We start from the raw sequence: 17,479 nt of genomic DNA, 5'->3' as shown, positions 1-17,479 counted from the left end.
TTGCTACTAAGAACGACGCAAATGAAATACCGTCTGTGATTCGCGTGACCCGTACTGTTCGTGGTTGTCTGGACTTCTTCCGGCGGCTGGGGACCTCGCTTCGTGTACCGCCCGCTTGTCGATCGGCGGCGAAAGCCGTACGCTTTCCGTTTCCTTCGCCCCCCGCGGCTCTTGAATACCACGACAATGAGCACTACTACGAAGCGTGTGCGCCTGGCCATCATTGGCGCCGGCGCCGTCAGCGATTACCACCACGTGCCTGGTATCCGGCTCGACCCTCGCGCCGAACTGGTCGCTGCTTGCGATGCCGACCCCAAGCTCTTGGAAAAGCGCTGTCGTGACTGGGGCATCGACCGCGTCACAACGGACTATCACGAGATCTGCGCCGCGCCAGACATCGATGGAGTACTGATTGCCACGCCGAATTTCACGCACAAAGAGATTGCCATCGCGGCCGCCGCAGGGGGCAAGCACGTGATGTGCGAGAAGCCGCTCGGTTTGAACGCGTCCGAAGTCGACGACATGCTACAGGCAGCCGAGTCGGCCGGCGTCGTACACATGACGGCATTCACCTATCGCTTTGCGCCGGCGATGCGATATCTCAAGCACCTGGTCGAGCGCGGTGAGTTGGGCACGTTGCGGCACTTTCGCTCGCAACGGTTTTTGGATTTGCCCGAAACGAGTTGGGGCTGGCGCCAATACCAGGATAAAGCGGGCGCCGGCGACCTGTTCGACATGACGATCCACCGCATCGATTTCGCTCAGGACCTGCTGGGGCCGATCAACAGCGTATCCGGCGCGATCGCTCGATTCGCCGAGCGCACGCAGACTCCTGATGGCCGGTCTTGCGCTCCCTCGGATGTCGATGATTGGTCCGCATTCCTGGGCGAATTCGCAGGGGGCGCCGTGGGCGTGTGGGAGGGCACCACGCTGGCCAAGGGCTATCATCGTGATGGCTTTGGTCACGAGTGGGCCGAGATCAACGGTTCGACTGGCTCGGCCGTCTATCGGCTGCACGAACCGAATGTGATTCTGCGCGGATCGACAGGCCACGATTTGTCGCCGGTCGAGGTGCCCGAGCAGTTCTTGAAGCCGGCGGGCAGCCCGAGGAATCCGCGCGACGGCAAGCCTGCCACGGTGTTCCGCTACGACCTGGCCTGGGAATTCGTCTCGGCCATCGTCGAAGGCCGCCCGGCCGTGCCTAGTTTCCTTGATGGGCTGCGTGCCCAGAGAGTGGCCGACGCCGTGCTGAAGTCCTACAGCGAGCGCCGCTGGGTCGACCTGCCGCGTTAATCAGATCACGGACGATTCGCCATGGAGGCGCGGAGGCACAGAGACTTGACGCCATGAATTTTGACAAACGAGCTTAACCACGAATCTGACGAATGAAACGAATGCGGAACTTCATTTCATTCGTGTTATCTGTCTGATTCGTGGTCGAATGCCTTCGCTTCTTTGCTAACTCGCTTCTCAGTGTCTCCGCGCGGTAAATCCTTCTCATTCTGTCCGATAGACAAATCATGACCAAGATCAAGCAACTTCCCAAGCGTAGCCAGGTAAAGGTCGCCGACCAGTGGGACCTGAACAGTCTGTTTCCGGATGACGATGCCTGGGAGGTCGCGTTCAAACGCTGGGAACGCCGCATCAGTGGCTATGACAAATTCCGTGGCCAGCTCGGCAATGGCCCCAAGGAGATCGCAGCCTGCCTGAAATTCGATATTGAAATGGATCGCGGGGGCGAGAGACTAGGGACGTACGCGTTTCTGAAGACCGCTGAAGATACGGCCAACAGCACCTATCAACGGATGCAAGGGCGCTATCAGAATGCCTCCAGCCGCGCCGGGCAAGTGGCGAGCTACATACGGCCCGAGATCATGGCCATCCCGGCGGCGAAGATGAAGAAATTCATGGCGGCCAAGGAGCTTGCGCCTTACCGCTTGTTGCTCGAACGGCTGCTGCGATACAAGCCGCACACGCTCAGTGATGGCGAAGAGAAGCTGCTGGCGATGCAAAGCGAAATGGCGGCCACCGCAAGCCAAGTATTCCGCCAGTTGAATAACGCCGATCTCAAGTTCGGCGCCATCAAGAACGACCGCGGCGAGATGATCGAACTAAGCCACGCTTCATTTTCGGCGCTACTGCACTCGCCCAAGCGGGCCGTCCGGCAAGCGGCCTTCGAGCAGTATTACCAGCAATTCCAGGCTCATGAGAATACGCTCGCGGCGACGCTCTCTGGCTCAATCCAGCGCGATGTCTACTACGCCCGCGCGCGGGCCTACCCCAGTGCTCTGGCTGGTGCGTTGTTTCCCGATAAAGTGCCGCATACCGTCTACGACAATCTGATTGCCGCCGTGCGTCACAATCTGCCTGCGCTACACGGTTACTACGAGCTGCGCCGGCGCAAGATGAAGCTCAAGGACATTCATCACTACGACACCTATGTGCCGATTCTCAGCGAGCTCGAATCGCGCCACACCTGGAACCAGGCGGTCAAAGTGGTGGTAGAAGCACTCGAGCCACTAGGAAGCGACTACTGCGGCGTCCTTGAGCGCGGTCTGGCAGGCCGCTGGTGCGATCGCTACGAGAACCAGGGTAAGCAGAGCGGGGCTTTTAGTTCCGGATCGTTCGACGGCGACCCTTACATTCTGATGAACTTCCAGCCCGACGTGCTCGATCACGTGTTTACGCTTGCGCACGAAGCGGGACACTCGATGCACTCGTATTATTCAGCAAAGACGCAGCCGTTTCCGTACTACAATTACACGATCTTCGTTGCCGAGGTTGCCAGCACGTTCAACGAGCAGTTGCTGTCGAAGCACCTTATGCGCAACGCCCGCAGCGATCGCGAACGGGCGTTTCTGATTAATCGCGAAATCGACGCGATCCGCGGCACGATTTTGCGACAGACGATGTTCGCCGAATTCGAGAAGATCACGCACGAGCTGGCCGAGCAGAATGAGCCATTGACGGTCGACCGTTTCAAAAGCGTCTACCGCGAGTTGTTGGAAGCGTATTTTGGTCCCGACTTCGTGCTCGATCCGGAGTTGTCGCTAGAATGCTTCCGCATCCCACACTTCTATCACGCGTTTTACGTCTATAAGTATGCCACTGGACTGTCAGCCGCGATCGCCCTGGCCGAGCGCGTGACCTCGAGTGCCAACGGCGCAGTGCGCGACTACCTGAGCTTCTTGCAAGGGGGCTGCTCGAAAGATCCGCTCGACCTGTTGCGCGATGCGGGGGTCGACATGGAAAAGCCAGAACCGGTTGAAACGGCGCTGGCCTATTTCCGTCGGCTGGTGGAGGAATTGGACGAGTTGCTGTAGGTCGCCACGTTTGCCGGTTTCTCGGCAAACGTACTACCTCTTTGTCCGCAGATCGCACGATGGATGCACGATTTCACCTTGACGGCCGTTCGCACCGCGAGCGAATGCTCGCCGGGGACCAGTATCTTGGCAATGATCCAGATCTGGTGAGGGATGGCAATCGCGCAGCGACGTTGACGGCCCAATTCAATGCCGTGGCCGCCGATGATCACGAGGCGCGCTACCGCCTCCTCCGCGAACTGCTCGGTTCGGTCGGCGAGGGCACTATGATCCGGCCACCATTCCAGTGCGATTACGGCTACCAGACGCATATCGGTGCGAGAACGTTCGCAAACTGGGGACTTATTGCGCTGGACGTCGGTAGGATCACGATTGGCGACGACGTGCAGATCGGTCCCAACGTGCAACTTCTTACGGCCACCCATCCGCTCGAACCGGAGCCCAGGCGGACGAAGTGGGAAGGGTCCCAGCCGATTGCTATTGGCAATAATGTCTGGCTGGGCGGCGGCGTGATCGTATGCCCGGGCGTAACCATCGGTGACAATACCGTGGTCGGTGCCGGCGCCGTCGTGGTGAAGGACCTGCCCGCCAATGTGGTCGCCGTTGGTAATCCAGCCCGGGTTGTTCGCCAGATGTAAGCACACGCGGCGTGTCCGAGTAACTGGTAGGCCGCGCGTTTCGGCGATTGCAGTATCGCGCGACGTGGTGAGGTCAAAAGAGGTTTCTCCCCCAGGAACGCGTTGGGTGCTGCGACCGACAAAATAGTCCCGACGTCTATGCGTGCGAAGGCCAGACAATGTGCTCAACTTCGGCCCCCAAGTAAACGAACCTACCATGAATGTGAACCGTCGAAGATTTTTGTCGGATGCGACCGTTGGCGTCACCGCAATCTGGGCGATGCCAGTTCACGCCACGTTCGTGCACGCTGACGAGCCGAGCGCAGACAAGAGAACCGCTGGCAAGCCCGTTGCCTCTGTGAGCGTGCGTAGCGGCGACGAATTGCAACAGGCAATGGATAAGCAAGCGGAAATGGGGGGCGGAACGGTTCGTCTGGCTCGAGACAGTATCGTTACATGTCTCGCGCGCCAGGGTTCCATTGCCGGCGAGACGTCGATCCATGCGCTGTTGGTGCCAGCAGGGGTCGAGTTGGATCTAAACGAAAGTACGCTGCAACTGGATCTGCGTTCAAATAGTTACGGCGTGCGTCTCTCGAATCAATCTGCCATTCGCAACGGCACGGTCAAGGTCACAGAGAGCAACGGAAAGGGATCTCAGGCAATTTGGCACAGTGCCGTCAGCGTGGGAGCGGCCTATGGTGACGGCGGCACTGTCGCCAAGCCTGGTCATTTCTCGACCGTTGGAAATTGGCGCATTGAAGAGATTACCATCCAACAGCCCTTTGAAGCATCCTGCATCCAGCTGATGTCTGAAGCGCACCATGGCGTCATAAAAAACATTCGCATCCTGGATTCTGAGAAGGCCTTGATAGGAGTCGGTCTGGACTGGGGAACCGTAGGACCCGTTGAGACTGCCGATGAAAAAGTGCCGCAAATGAGGCGGCTGTGGGAGAAGAACGAGATTTCTTCCACACATCCGCACCACGTGTTGATCGAGAATATCGCCATTGGCAAACTAGGGCGAAGTGTCGACGGCAACGACGCCGGTGTGCGCTGTTCGGGGTGTCATCACATCACGATCAAGAACCTTGAGATCGAAACAGCCATGTCGGCCGTTGCGCTGTTTGGCGGTGACTTTGGATTTGAATTTTCTCCGCCAGAGCAGAGGAGCGTCGCGCATAGGGGATACTTGATCGACGGCGTCAAGATCGGGGCTGCACGCATGTACGGGATCGTAATGAACGGAGCCGAGGATAACGTTTACCGATCGCGTCTCAACTTCGGATACGATGCGGTTCGCGATCCCGTTCATCCTGGACTAGACCGGCCGATCATCCGCAATGTGCTTTTGCGGGGAACACGCGCCGCTCATTCTCGCGGCGTCTATGTCGCCGCCACGACCGGGGCGACGTTCGAGAACGTGGACGTGGAAGGCTTCGAAACGGGTGTGGCCGTGAACGATTGGGTGCGCTCGTTAACGTTTCAAAAGGGACGCATCGCGAACAATAAGCAGAACGTCCATGTAGGAGGAAGCACCGAAGCGCCGCAGGACGTGAAGTTCGAGAACAACGCAGAAAGTTGACTTTTACGAGCAGGCCCTGGCCTGATTGCCGACAGTCGTCGCGACTATGACCGCTTGGGCACGAGCCGTGCCAAGCCGAGTGTGGCCCAGGAACTGGCGGCGCAGGTGATCGGCGTCAATAACTTCGAGCTCCCGGGCGAGCCATCGGGCGTCGATCGCGAAATCATCGGCCAACTTCCGTCCGCCGCTTGGGTGGCGATCAGGAAGTCGATTCCTCGCTTGATTTCGGGTCTTTCTGCCGTGTAACCGGCGAGCGACAAAACATACAAGGTCTGGCCGGTGGCAAAGGCGTCGCTCTTTAATTCCGGGACAGTCTGGCTCCAGCCGCCGTCGGCACGCTGCAGGGCGAGCAACTCATCGATCGTGGTCTGCATCTGCCCGCTGGATTTGCCACCACGAGTCCCCAGGAGAACTTTCAGAGCCTTGTCTTGATGCAGATCGGCAGGATTGGCGGCCTCGAGCCAGGCGATGGCTTTCGATAGCGCCGTGCGCTGCGATTCCGGTGCGTCAGGACCGGTTTCCCCGTCGAGCGCCATGATGATCCAGGCGGCGTCGGTGGTTTGGCTTTCGTTAATCGGTGGTCGCCTGAGTGTGGCAAAAAACTCCCACGAGCCGTCAGGTTGCTGTTTCGAGACGATCTCATCCGCGATCAGCTGCAGGCTTTGTTTTTGCCCCTCTTCGAGCGATGGCAACGAGCGGGCAGCGACAGCTAGGAACGGTAGCCCCATATTCAGCCCCCGTCCCTGCGGGCGCGGGTCGGGGGGATCGGCCGGGTTCGGAAAAATCTTCGAACTCAACAGCTTGTCTTTGCTCCCCAGCAACGATTCGATCTTGTCGGCCAGGTATTTCTTGTCGATCGCAAAGCCCTGTCGGTCAGCCTCGCCAAGTGCCCAAAACGGCATTGGCGCATGATGGCAGGCGGCGCATTGACGCGTACTCAGCCAGGCCGCGCTTTCCGCCTGCAAATAAGTGATGGCCCGCTCGACCGCCTGGTGAACCTGCTCGGACGTAGCCGCGGGGCTTGATGAGGGTTCCTGGGCCACCGCGAGCCGCGAGAGGCTGAGCCCAAGAAGAAGCACTGCGAGCCAGTATATGCGGGCCATGGATCGATCCCTTGTAGAGGACAACGGTCTACCGCGAACTCGGCCAATGGCAAGACGCGCCATCATTGTACACCGCAGCCACCTGGGCTGCCCACCACTCGGAAGGCGCTACGAGCGATGCGGAATCCGGCAAAATTGGGCTTTCGAATTTACGTGATTTGGTCGAGCACCAATTGAGTGGGGCCTGTTAAGAGTCGAGACATTGAACGTTTCAAGCGAACGGGACGTCATCAAGACACGTCGGATGATATGCGCTGGCTTGGTCCGAATAAGCTTAATGCTGGTTTGTTCGGCCTGCTGCACGTCGTCGTCGCGCACGCATGACCAAGAGATTCATCGGCGCGGCTTACTTGCGATTGGCAAATACTTCTTCGAGGCCGACGCGACAAGAGACCAATTGCCAACCGCAGCGGCGTAGGTCGCGGGTCGTTGTCGCTCTCGGTCCACGGAAGCGACATCTGGTAATGTCTGGGCCTGGGGATTAGATTGACCGCGTGAAATTGCGTTTGTCGGCAGGAATCACGCTATGACACAGGCAGCCGGAAGCAATCGACCCGTGACGAAGGCCCCTGCCGATCTGCGAACTTCACTTGCCTCGTCGGCCCTTGGTGAGCGGCAATGGTTTATCGTGGGGCGGTGGCAGGAATATGGCGGCGAGGCGCGAGCCAACGTGCTCCGCATCGCGGCGATCGGGACTTTTTATGCCATCGAGCTTGTAAATTGCTACGGCCTCGAATGGGGGCCTTGGCAAATACCTGCTGGCGTCGACATGGAGTTTCACCGTCAGGTGACCTGGTTGGCCGTCGCCTGGACGATGGTGGCGCTAGGTGCGCTGTTGTTTCTGCGATGGCAGGTTTTTCCAGCGGCGCTTAAGTATGTCACGACCGGGGCCGACCTAGTGCTTTTGACCACCATGCTGATGGTGGCTGATGGTCCACGCAGCCCGCTCCTGGTGGCATACTTTCTCATCATCGCGGCGGCGGTGCTACGGTTTCGAATATCGCTGGTATGGTTTGCCACGCTGGGCTCGATCATAGGCTATCTGTGCTTGTCTGGTTATGCGCGCTGGTTTGCCGGGGATCGCGATCTAACCGTGCCCCGCTACCAGCAATTGATCTTTCTCGCGGCGCTCGTGCTTGCCGGGATCATCTTGGGGCAGGTGGTGCGCCAGGTGCGTGGTTTTGCCGAGGATTTTGCGGCGCGTATCCTGTAAGGAGGCTTGATAGATCGCCCACATGCCAGATTTTGAGCGATGTTCCGAATGCGGCGCAGAGGTTGGCCGCGCAGCCGCCAAATGCTGGTTGTGTGGCGCGATGCTGGCGGGCAATGCCGCGTCGCCAGATCGTGTCATTGCGGGAGCGACCGCTGAGTCGACCGACCCGATGGGTGCGCGGCACTCCCTCGCAGCCGCAGAGGCGCCCCGCCAGTTTCAACTGAGCTCTCTTTTCCTGACCATCACCGTGATTTGTCTCTGCCTGGGTTTGTTTCGCGCGGCGCCGGGGCTAGTGATTCCGCTGATGGTGATAGCGGTACCGGCGCTGGTCCGCACGCGCCGCGCATCTCGCCTGGCGTCGATGGCCGGCAAACCCCTGTCGCTAGGGGCCCGCATTGGAACTTTTATTACTTCGATTTTCATTTTGGCGTTGGTCATCGTCGCTGGATTCGTGGCGTTTTGCATGGCGTGCATTAGCCTATTCTTGCCAACAATTGGCGCGCAAGGTGCAGGGCAGCGTAATGAAACCAGCGTAGTCCAGCTCTTGCTCATTGGCGGCAGTGTCGCACTCATCTTTTTCGTGATTTGGATATCACGCGCAATCTGGCCCAAGGCGAAATAGCTAATCATGCAATTGCGCGAACACACATTTCTCGGCATGACGCAAAGTTTGTGCCCCGAGTGCTTGTCACTGGTGCCGGCCAAGATTATTGTCCGCGACGACGGTCGCGTTTACTTTCGCAAGCGCTGTCCCACGCATGGCGTGCGCGAGGACTTTATCTGCTCCGATGCCCGTCATTACGATCGCATGGAGTACAGCCTGCCGGGCAAAGTGCCGCCGCAAATGGGAGTCGAGCCCGACCTGGGATGCCCCTACGATTGCGGGCTATGCACCGAACACGAACAGCACACGTGCGTCGGCGTGCTGGAAATTACCTCGTCGTGCAATCTGTCATGCCCGATGTGCTACGCACACAGCGGACCGGGTGGCAAGCACCTGTCGTTCGAGGAATGTGTCGCGGCCATCGATCGACTGGTCGAGGTCGAAGGCCGACCCGAGGTCTTGCAGCTCTCTGGCGGCGAGCCGACTTTGCATCCCGAATTCTTGCGTGTGCTCGAGTATGCCTGCGCGCAGCCGATCGACATCGTGATGATCAATACCAACGGCATACGCTTCGCGCACGATAGCGAGTTCGTGCGGCGCGTGGCCGAATATAAACATCGCCTGGAAATCTACTTTCAGTTCGATGGTTTGAGCGACGACAGTTATCGGGCTCTACGTGGCGAGCCGCTGTTGGATATTAAACTGCGCGCCCTCGAAAGCTTGGGGCAGGCTGGAGTGCGAACCACGTTGGTGACAACGCTTCAGCCGGCCGTCAATGAACATGAAATCGGCGCGATTGTGCGGTTTGGTTTAGAGCGGCCCTGGATCACAGGCATCAGCTTTCAACCAGCGACGTACTCGGGCCGTTTCGTGCTGCCAGAGCAATTGGAACAACGGATCACGTTTCCAGATGTCGTCCGCTACATCGCGACTCAGACCGAAGGTCTATTTCGCGAATCGGATTTCATGCCGTTGCCGTGCGCACATCCCAATTGCCATACGCTCACGTACGCCTATCGCTCGCCGCGTGGAGTGATACCGCTATCGCGTTTCATCGATGCCGAAAATCACCTTGATATCCTGGCCAACGGCATCACGTTTACGCGTCCGCGAGCTCGCCAGCTCATCGAACAGTATCTGAATAAGCTGGGTTGCTGCGCGGGAGGCAATTGCGATCCCGGCGGCGACCGACCCAGTGCGCAGATCGTTCAGATCGCGATGCCTGGTGCGGGCCCTGAAATTGCTTCACTTGCGGAGGAGTTCTTCACGCGCGCCCTGGCAGAGCAACTGTCGCCATCGGACGTGTTTCGCATTACGATCACGTCGTTCTTAGATGCCTATAACTTCGACGTCCGCCGCCTGATGAAGTGTTGCATCCATCATGTTTTGCCCAGCGGGCATGTGATTCCGTTCTGCGCGTACAATGTCCTGTACCGCGACGGCCATGTCGCGCTTCCGGAATTGCGCAACGCGATCGCCGTTTCGGTGAGCAGGCAGGCGTAGCAGCGCGCTGGTGCGGACAGGTGCGCGTCGTCCCGTCGGGCCGAGATTGCTACTCGAACGATAAATCGCTCGTTCTTCATCGTCGCCAGGAACAGTCGTTGCCATGCCGTGGCTCTATCAAGCAATTATCGCCCTGGCGATCGCGACCGGGATCATCCTCAGTCGCTTGACGCAGCGCAGTGCGCCTCTTACCGCTTCGCAACGTCTGGGGATCGGCGTAGGAGCTTTTGTTGGCGCCATGCTGGGGGCGAAACTTCCCTTCGCCTTGGCCGACTGGAACCAGTTGCTTAGCGGCGGAGCATGGTTCAGCGACGGCAAAACGATCCTGACGGGCCTGGTCGGTGGGTACGTCGGTGTGGTGGTCGCTAAATGGTCACTCGACATTCATGTTCACACAGGCGATAGCTTTGCCATGCCCGTGGCCGCCTCGGTGGCGGTGGGGCGATTGGGTTGTTTCGTCGCCGGTTGCTGTTACGGTAGTGTGACCACATTGCCCTGGGGCGTCGTATTTCCGCAACACGGATCGTTGCCTCGGCACCCGACCCAGCTGTATGAGGCGGCCTTTCATGGTCTCGCGGCCCTCGCACTTGGCTGGCTGCAGAGCGCCGGTCTGTTTCGCGGCGACCTGATGAAACTCTATATAATCGTCTACGCTGGCTACCGTTTTCTGACTGAATTTATCCGCGACGAACAACCATTGTGGCTCGACCTGACCGGATACCAATGGGCCTCGCTGGTAATCATTCTATTATTCGCCGGTCTGTGGCGGCGCGACGTGACGCACAGGAGCCGGCCTGGAATTTCGCAGCCGATAGCTTGAATGGTGACATCCGTTTCACCTACAAAACCAGGAGGCGTAAGGCGGGGCGGCGTTGGTGCTAATGCGAGGGCTTGGATTCAGGCGAAAGGCGGCGTGCCGTTTCCGGCTTGCGGTTTTGTCCTGCGTGGGAGGGCGTTCCCCATGAATCGATTCTTCAACGCCGTACAATGCTTAGCAGCGGCCGCGTTGTTGTGCGCAAGTGCAGCGACTGCCGAGCCACCGCACAACAAGACGGATTCCGCATGGGTTCGACCGCGGTTGGTGGGAACGGCCTCGGACTCGGGCGGATTCTCGCTCGATAAGTCAAAGTTGCGCGCTCTATTTCCCGAATTTGAGTGGACGGCCGATCAACTCGCATACCTCGACGAACATCTTAAGTTAGGTGACAGTCGGGCCGCCATCGTCGCGTCGGTAAAGCCACTGGTCGTCAGTGCATATAGTGACGAACTGGATGCAGTAATTCTTGTGCAGTTTCCGGACGAACTCGTGAGCCAATACGCGCTCGACGTCGGAGACCAATTGATCGCGTCCTGGACCTATCCGAGAAGTGCGCAGCCTCCGGCCGACATCGTGCAAGGAGATCGAAACTTGAAACGCCACAACAATGGCGCGCCCCTCATCGCCGACTTCTTCAGCGACTCTGTCGATAAAATCAAGAAACGAAAACAAGGAGTGTCGCAGGCCGAATGGCAACGAGTCCGCAAGTTGACTCGTGTGGCGCTGATATGGGCGGACGGAAAGTATCGAAGCTCTTTTCCGCTTAATGCAGGCCGGCCGCCACAGTTCCTGGACGAATCGTCGGTCGAATGATGTCTGCGACGACGATGGCCCCGCTGTCGATTTGCAATCGGCAAATGTTCATAACGCCAACCACATCGATCGACGAGGCGACGGGATATTTGCTTGCCCTCTTGCGGCTGTTTGATATTTCAAAAAAGATCTTGGCGGCCTCCTCGCCGCCTTAGCATTCTGAAGATGCGCGCCCGACTGCGTATTTGTGTGTTAAGATGCGGGTGCCAATAATGAACCGTGCATTTGCCATGAAGGTGCCGCAGGAGATTTCATCATGCAACTTGGTCTCGTCACGTACATGTGGGGCGCCGAATGGGATCTGCCAACCCTCATTAAAAACTGTCAATTGACGGGCTTCCGCGGTCTAGAACTGCGTACCACGCACAAGCATGGCGTCGAACCGGCACTATCGGCCGAGCAGCGGCGCGATGTGGCCAAACGATTCACCGATAGCGGCGTCGAACTGGTCGGGCTGGGCACGACTTGCGATTTTCATTCGCAGGATCCGGCCCTGCTTAAGAAAAACATCGAAGAGGCCAAGTCCTTCATCAAGCTGAGCCATGATTGTGGCGGCACAGGCATCAAGGTTCGCCCCAACGGTCTGCCGAAAGAAGTGCCGGTCGCCCAAACGCTCGAGCAAATCGGCCGCTCACTGGGAGAACTGGCCGCGTTTGGCGAAGGGTATGGCCAGGTCATTCGGCTAGAGGTACACGGTCGCGATACCGACCAGCTACCACGAATCAAGACAATCATGGACGCCGCACGTCACCCCGGCGCAGTCGTCTGTTGGAACTGCAATCAAACGGATCTTGCCGGCGAGGGATTGGTGGCAAATTTCGATCTTGTCAAAGACCGGCTGGGAACGATCCACATTCACGATTTGATATCGACCTATCCCTGGCAACAGCTCTTCGACCTGTTGCGCGGAGCCGGCTTCTCAGGTTGGACACTCGTCGAAGAAGGAGATCAAACGGCCGATCCGGTGCGCGTGATGAAGTACTACCGACTGCTCTGGGAACGGATGACGGCGGGGAAATGATGGACGATGAATGCCGAACGATGAACGGGCTGATGCTCACCCGCTAGCAAGCGATCCGGGCCTTCAGCTCACTTCCCGCCGCATGCTTCTTTAAGCTCTCTGTGCCCTCGCTGGCAAACGTTCGTCGCAACCAGGAACCAATCACGTTACGCCCAGTGCGGAGCGAAACCGTTCGATGCGCTCTTTGATCGGACCGGGGCTTGATAGCTCGTGGTCAACCACCCGCGCCACCTTGAGCAGAATGAATCGCGGGCCGGGCATCGCCAAGGCCTGGCTGGCGCCCGCGCGCCAGGACTCCAAATCGACGAAGCTCGCGACGCTGGCGAAGCCGGCCGCCCGTGCCGCGACGGCGAAGTCGACGTGCGATTGGGCCGCGGCGGTTTGCTGGCCGCCGGTGACTTCGTACACGCCATTCTCCAGCAAGATAAGCGTCAGATTCTGCGCGCCGCTCGCGACAATCGTCACCAAACAGCCAACGCTCATCAGCATGCAGCCATCGCCATTAAAGGCGACTACCGTGCGCTGCGGCTGAGCCAGTGCTAAGCCCAATGCCAGCATCGGCGCGTGTCCCATCGCCGAGGGAATGTAATGGAAGTCGAGTGGATGCTGCGCAAGCCGCGGCCATTCGCGGGCGGCGCCCATCGTGGTCACCACGATCTCGTCGCGGCGCAAGTCGCGCACCACCTCCAGCGCCGGCACCAGCGGCATGCCGTGTGTTGTGGCAGGATCAGCTTTCGAGGCATCGTTCATTTCGATGATCCTTGTTCCTAGCGAGTCACAGCACAACAGATAAGAACTGGAATCAAGACGGATCCGAATTTCACAAATAAGAAGAGACGTGACTCGTATTTATTCGTGAGATTCATGATCATAAGTCGTTGTATTCCAATCCGCGCTTCTCCGTGACTCCGAGCCTCTGTGGTGAAAAAACTTCGTTCGGCTTACCACGCTATCCCTTACCCTCAGCCACCAGCGCCACGCCCGGGCGGCCCGCCGCCTGGCAGGCGCGGTAGTGTTCGGCCAGTCGGGGTAGCGCGTCGGGCGAATCAATCAAGACGTATTCCAGGCCCCACGCGCGCAGTACCGGCTCGGTAAAGCGGCGCGCCGTGTCAAGCGAGTTGGCCACGAGGTAGTTGCGGTAGCCGATCAAGGCAAAAAGTGGCAGGCCCAGATCGAACAGCACGTTCCGCAGCGCGTCACCCGACTCGAACAGACCCGTATTCTGAATCACGACCAGCGGGCGCTGTCCCCCTAGAAAAAGGCCCGCCGCGATCGTCCAGGCTTCCCCCTCGCGGCAGACACGCACCAAAGAAAGCTGCTTTGACGTGAGCAGAGCACTTTCCCAGGGCCCTAACGCCGAGTCCGGCAGCCACACGATATGCGTAAGCCCCAGATCCTCGAGCGTGGCGACGACAGCAGCCGAGGGCAGAATCATCGCGCGGGTTCCTTGTTCTTGGCTTGGGCCTCGGCGGCCTTTCGCGCTGTGGTTATCCACAAAAACGGCTTATTTGCTTCGTCGACGAGCACCTCGTGCGTGACCCGTTGCGGCACCAGCACGCGGCGAAGCACGATGTCGTACATCGACCGCTTCGCGGGCTGCGAGACCTTGATCTTCGACAGGTCGATCTTTTCGGCGGTCAGCGCCGCGTCGTCGATCAGCAACGGCGCCGCCACATGCTCGGCCACGGCCGTCAAAACCCGCGGAAGTTCGACGTCTGTCAATTCGACATCTACCGAATCGAACAGCGACGGCATGAGATCGCGGCGCGGCTCGCGCGCCGGCCAGCCTACGGGCCAGCGCTCTTGTTTCTGACGCCGCGGGCTGATGGCGTAGGACGGTTGCCGGCGCGCATCGAGTTGTGGAACCAGCGATAGTCCGAGTGATTCGAGCGTGTAAGCCAACGCCGTGCCGGCCGCTAAGCCGCGCAATTCGACGTCCAACGGGGGGGCGGCTTCAAGTAATGCAGCCGCGGCTGCCTCGCCCGACAGCGGATGATGTAGCGTGTCAGCGGTTCGATGGACAAAGTCGCTGGGTCTGATTCCCTTGGTTGAAATCAAAACTGGCCGCGCCAGGTCCTGATGAACCTGGGCAAGCTGCTCCTTTGTCAGACCAAAGGGCAAGGGACGTCCACCGCGGGCGCGATCGGGTCCCTCCCGTCGCAATTTCGAAAGCCATTCCGCGACACGCGCCTTGTCGGCGGCGCGAAAGCGGCCGCCCGGTAGCAGCAGTTCGCCGTTGCGAGTGAGGAGGCCCTGCACCTTGTAAACCGGCGCCTCGGCCGATCCGACGGACTCGATCTTGGGTGTTTCGCCCGAACCGGCTCCGCGGATCCGCAGGTTGCTGACCTTCAGGTCGGTGAGCAACTGATACCACTGTTGCGCAACCGTCGGCGCGCCCCCTTCTTCGGTGGCCAGATCGATTTCGATTCGCGCCGGCTTAGCGGATTGCGCGGCCAGCATCGCGGGCGCGGCCAGCACGACTTGTACGGCAATTAGATATAACGACCAGCGCATAGGAATCTTCCTGGCCGCGCTGTCGGCGGCAGATCACGGTGACCATCAATCGAACATTTGGAATTATAGCCTTCCGGTAGCCCATCGAGAGATCCGCGCGAAGCAACTGACCGGCCCGGCACCTCTCGACTGTAGGTATCAGCCCTCGGGTCCCTGGCGCCGAAAGCACCCGGGGGCGAGGCGGCCGGGGCCGCAATCGCAGCACAGCAGCAGCGGAAAACTAACTGCATGGTGGATACAATGTTCAGGCATGTGCTTACTCGCAATTTTCCACCGTGTTGTCGACCGCGCCCCATTACTGGTGGCGGCCAATCGCGAAGAGTTCTTCGATCGCCCGTTCCTACCGCCGCACGTCCAGGGTGACCGCACGCGGTTTCTGGCCGGAGTCGACGTACGTGCCGGCGGTACATGGCTGGGCGTGAACGAACGGGGCATGATGGCGGCCGTCACCAATCGGCCAAAGATTGCCCTGCCCGATCAACCGCGCTCGCGCGGGCTGCTCTGTCGCGAGTTGCTGGAACAGCCCAGCGTGGCAATTGCGCGCGAGTTTATCCGGCGAGAACTGACGACGGGAGCGTACGCCGGCGCGAACTTTGTCGTGGCCGATGCGCGTGACGGCATTCTGGTCGAAGCAGGCGACGAGTTGTCGATCTCGTGGCTGGTGCCGGGGTTGCACCTGATCACGAATGGACCGGCCAATAGTCCGCTCGACCCACGACAGCTTTTGGCGCGGGAAATGTTTGCGGCAACGCCCCCATACGACGTGCCGTCGTTTCTCACTGCTGCGCGTCGAGTTTGCAGCCAGGGGCCCGATGCAATTGGACGCTCGATCGTGCTGCGAAGGGCCGCACGGGGCACGGTCTCGTCGACCTTGCTGGCCCTGACGATCGAACCCCAGGAAGCCGTCTGTGAGTTTGCCGCAGGCTCGCCCGACGTCACGCCGTATGAGGACTACTCGCACGAGTTGCGCAAGCTATTGATCACCGCGTGAGAGTTGAGATCAAGGAAGCTGACGCGTGTCGCACGCTACTGCGAGCGAGGCGTTTAGGTGGGGCCTTCTTCCTTCTCGTCCATATTCGTGCGGCGGCTAGGCTTCGTAAGTACATACATACCAATTCCCCCAAAGATGGCCATCACAAAGTAGGAGAGCACGTAGTTTGGCTCCGTCGCATCCTGCGCTGCCATGATGCCTGCTCCCCCTTCCTTCTGGGCGTGAGCTATTTGCGGGGCAATGCCCACTGTAATGCACATGCAGAGCACGACGGGTCGCAGTGCACTGCGTGCAGCATGTCGTAGGATCGCAGCATGTCGTAGGATCATTGTCACGGCAGCCATTCTCTATACTTCTGCTTCAAAGGTTGGTACGCACAAACGGGTGCGATTTACAGCAGCGCGTCCAACGGCTGGGCCCAGCGGCGAAACTGCTCGACTGGCATCGCCACGGTGTCCCATCGCGGCGAAATCTGCCGGGCGTGTACGGCATAGTACTCCAGGCGAATTGCCACGAAGCCATAAACCGCGCCGTCGAATTCAAACAGCTTTTCGCTCGGCAGCGGCGAACGATCACCATGAATATTGTAAGCGAAGACAAATAGCCCGGCAAACCGCTCGCCAAACAGCTTTTCCCAGCGCGACAGGCTAACCAGATCGTCGCGCGTGGACCAGTTTTTCCAGTATTGCTTTTGCTCGCCCGAGGGAAAACGTCGCCCTTTTACGTCCACCAGCCACGATTTTCCCTGAGAGGACGAGACGATGAAATCGAGACTCTTGAGCGAGGAATCAGCGGTCAAAGTGCGGCGCGCCTCGTCGACGGCCACATAAGGCACGTGGCGCGATCGCAAGAATTCTTCAAATGCCGCTTCGTAGTGGTTGTCTCGTTTCATGGCAAGCATCCGTCGGAGGCCACTGCTTGACCGTTTGCTATTGTCAGTAATCCACGATCGTCAGTTCAAACCGTGGATAATTGATCTTACTTGTCTCCATTGAGCAATCGCCGCAACTCGGCTACGAGTTCGGTTCCGCTGTTGGCGAGTGAAGCCTTGGTTGAGTCTCCCGTGGCCAGCAGCTTGATCTGGCAGATATTCTCGGCGCGTTCCTGCGCCCCGACGATCACTGCTGCCCGGAATCCGCGCCGGTCGGCGTATTTCAGCTGCTGGCCAAGCTTCTTAGGCTCTGGGTACAGCTCGACGCCTAAACCCGCCTGGCGGAGCATAGCGGCCAGACTCAAATAAAAATGCAATTGATCCGCGTCGAAATATGGCATGAAGATTTCGGCCGGCGTTGATACCTGGTCGATCATCTTCAACTCTTCCATGCCGGCGAGCAATCGATCCAATCCCAGCGAGGCACCCACGCCGGGCAGTTCCTGG

18 protein-coding genes are annotated in these 17,479 nt (G+C 59.1%); 11 read left to right on the top strand and 7 right to left on the bottom strand.

Annotated features, from left to right (window positions below):
• Positions 1-186 precede the first annotated feature (186 nt).
• The 4 genes from VGG64_00985 (at position 187) to VGG64_00970 (ending at position 5,522) form a co-directional block, all read left to right on the top strand.
• Positions 187-1,293, top strand: coding sequence for a Gfo/Idh/MocA family oxidoreductase (locus VGG64_00985; protein HEY1598145.1), 1,107 nt, complete (start codon positions 187-189; stop codon positions 1,291-1,293).
• Positions 1,294-1,520: 227 nt separating this feature from the next.
• Entirely contained in the window at positions 1,521-3,323 is a 1,803-nt protein-coding gene (gene pepF, locus VGG64_00980; protein ID HEY1598144.1) for an oligoendopeptidase F, read from the top strand.
• A gap of 59 nt (positions 3,324-3,382) precedes the next feature.
• The gene (locus VGG64_00975; GenBank protein HEY1598143.1) at positions 3,383-3,961 is read left to right on the top strand and encodes a sugar O-acetyltransferase; all 579 of its coding nucleotides are present in this window, start codon (positions 3,383-3,385) and stop codon (positions 3,959-3,961) included.
• 196 nt (positions 3,962-4,157) lie between these two features.
• The gene (locus tag VGG64_00970; protein HEY1598142.1) at positions 4,158-5,522 is read left to right on the top strand and encodes a hypothetical protein; all 1,365 of its coding nucleotides are present in this window, start codon (positions 4,158-4,160) and stop codon (positions 5,520-5,522) included.
• 44 nt (positions 5,523-5,566) lie between these two features.
• Here the strand turns inward: VGG64_00970 and VGG64_00965 are convergent, their stop codons facing one another.
• The gene (locus VGG64_00965; protein ID HEY1598141.1) at positions 5,567-6,625 is read right to left on the bottom strand and encodes a prenyltransferase/squalene oxidase repeat-containing protein; all 1,059 of its coding nucleotides are present in this window, start codon (positions 6,623-6,625) and stop codon (positions 5,567-5,569) included.
• Between the two features lie 526 nt (positions 6,626-7,151).
• Between VGG64_00965 and VGG64_00960 the strand changes: the two genes are divergently transcribed.
• The 6 genes from VGG64_00960 (at position 7,152) to VGG64_00935 (ending at position 12,596) form a co-directional block, all read left to right on the top strand.
• Positions 7,152-7,838 carry a hypothetical protein gene (locus VGG64_00960; GenBank protein HEY1598140.1) on the top strand — a complete coding sequence of 229 codons (687 nt, stop codon included), beginning with the start codon at positions 7,152-7,154 and terminating at the stop codon, positions 7,836-7,838.
• A 247-nt stretch (positions 7,839-8,085) separates the two neighbouring features.
• Entirely contained in the window at positions 8,086-8,460 is a 375-nt protein-coding gene (locus tag VGG64_00955; GenBank protein HEY1598139.1) for a hypothetical protein, read from the top strand.
• A gap of 6 nt (positions 8,461-8,466) precedes the next feature.
• On the top strand, positions 8,467-9,945 hold the full coding sequence (locus tag VGG64_00950; GenBank protein HEY1598138.1) for a radical SAM protein: 1,479 nt from the start codon (positions 8,467-8,469) through the stop codon (positions 9,943-9,945).
• 103 nt (positions 9,946-10,048) lie between these two features.
• Positions 10,049-10,765 carry a prolipoprotein diacylglyceryl transferase family protein gene (locus tag VGG64_00945; GenBank protein HEY1598137.1) on the top strand — a complete coding sequence of 239 codons (717 nt, stop codon included), beginning with the start codon at positions 10,049-10,051 and terminating at the stop codon, positions 10,763-10,765.
• A 141-nt stretch (positions 10,766-10,906) separates the two neighbouring features.
• Entirely contained in the window at positions 10,907-11,575 is a 669-nt protein-coding gene (locus tag VGG64_00940) for a hypothetical protein (protein ID HEY1598136.1), read from the top strand.
• A 256-nt stretch (positions 11,576-11,831) separates the two neighbouring features.
• Complete coding sequence (locus VGG64_00935; protein HEY1598135.1) at positions 11,832-12,596, top strand: TIM barrel protein; 765 nt, start codon at positions 11,832-11,834, stop codon at positions 12,594-12,596.
• Between the two features lie 141 nt (positions 12,597-12,737).
• On the opposite strand, the gene VGG64_00930 is transcribed toward VGG64_00935, so the two are convergent.
• The 3 genes from VGG64_00930 to VGG64_00920 all read right to left on the bottom strand — a co-directional run bounded on the left by VGG64_00930 (position 12,738) and on the right by VGG64_00920 (position 15,110).
• A complete protein-coding gene (locus tag VGG64_00930) occupies positions 12,738-13,346 on the bottom strand; it encodes a thiamine pyrophosphate-dependent enzyme (protein HEY1598134.1) in 609 nt (202 codons plus the stop codon).
• Positions 13,347-13,545: 199 nt separating this feature from the next.
• Positions 13,546-14,031, bottom strand: coding sequence for a thiamine pyrophosphate-binding protein (locus VGG64_00925; GenBank protein HEY1598133.1), 486 nt, complete (start codon positions 14,029-14,031; stop codon positions 13,546-13,548).
• Positions 14,028-15,110 (bottom strand): hypothetical protein, encoded by a 1,083-nt coding sequence (locus tag VGG64_00920; protein ID HEY1598132.1) that lies wholly within the window; start codon positions 15,108-15,110, stop codon positions 14,028-14,030. Before VGG64_00920 ends, VGG64_00925 begins: the two co-directional genes overlap by 4 nt.
• Positions 15,111-15,360: 250 nt before the next feature.
• Between VGG64_00920 and VGG64_00915 the strand changes: the two genes are divergently transcribed.
• A complete protein-coding gene (locus VGG64_00915; protein HEY1598131.1) occupies positions 15,361-16,101 on the top strand; it encodes an NRDE family protein in 741 nt (246 codons plus the stop codon).
• 53 nt (positions 16,102-16,154) lie between these two features.
• Here the strand turns inward: VGG64_00915 and VGG64_00910 are convergent, their stop codons facing one another.
• The 3 genes from VGG64_00910 to VGG64_00900 all read right to left on the bottom strand — a co-directional run.
• Positions 16,155-16,361, bottom strand: a complete 207-nt coding sequence (locus VGG64_00910; protein ID HEY1598130.1) for a hypothetical protein — start codon at positions 16,359-16,361, stop codon at positions 16,155-16,157.
• A gap of 131 nt (positions 16,362-16,492) precedes the next feature.
• Complete coding sequence (locus VGG64_00905) at positions 16,493-16,993, bottom strand: HYExAFE family protein (GenBank protein ID HEY1598129.1); 501 nt, start codon at positions 16,991-16,993, stop codon at positions 16,493-16,495.
• Between the two features lie 86 nt (positions 16,994-17,079).
• Positions 17,080-17,479 (bottom strand): His/Gly/Thr/Pro-type tRNA ligase C-terminal domain-containing protein (locus VGG64_00900; protein HEY1598128.1); only part of this gene is annotated, 400 nt, incomplete at its 5' end.

Source organism: Pirellulales bacterium (genome assembly GCA_036490175.1).
In the GTDB taxonomy this organism is placed as follows: Bacteria; Planctomycetota; Planctomycetia; order Pirellulales; family JACPPG01; genus JACPPG01.
Note: the sequence above shows the minus strand (reverse complement) of the source record. Positions and strands in the feature narration are given on the sequence as shown.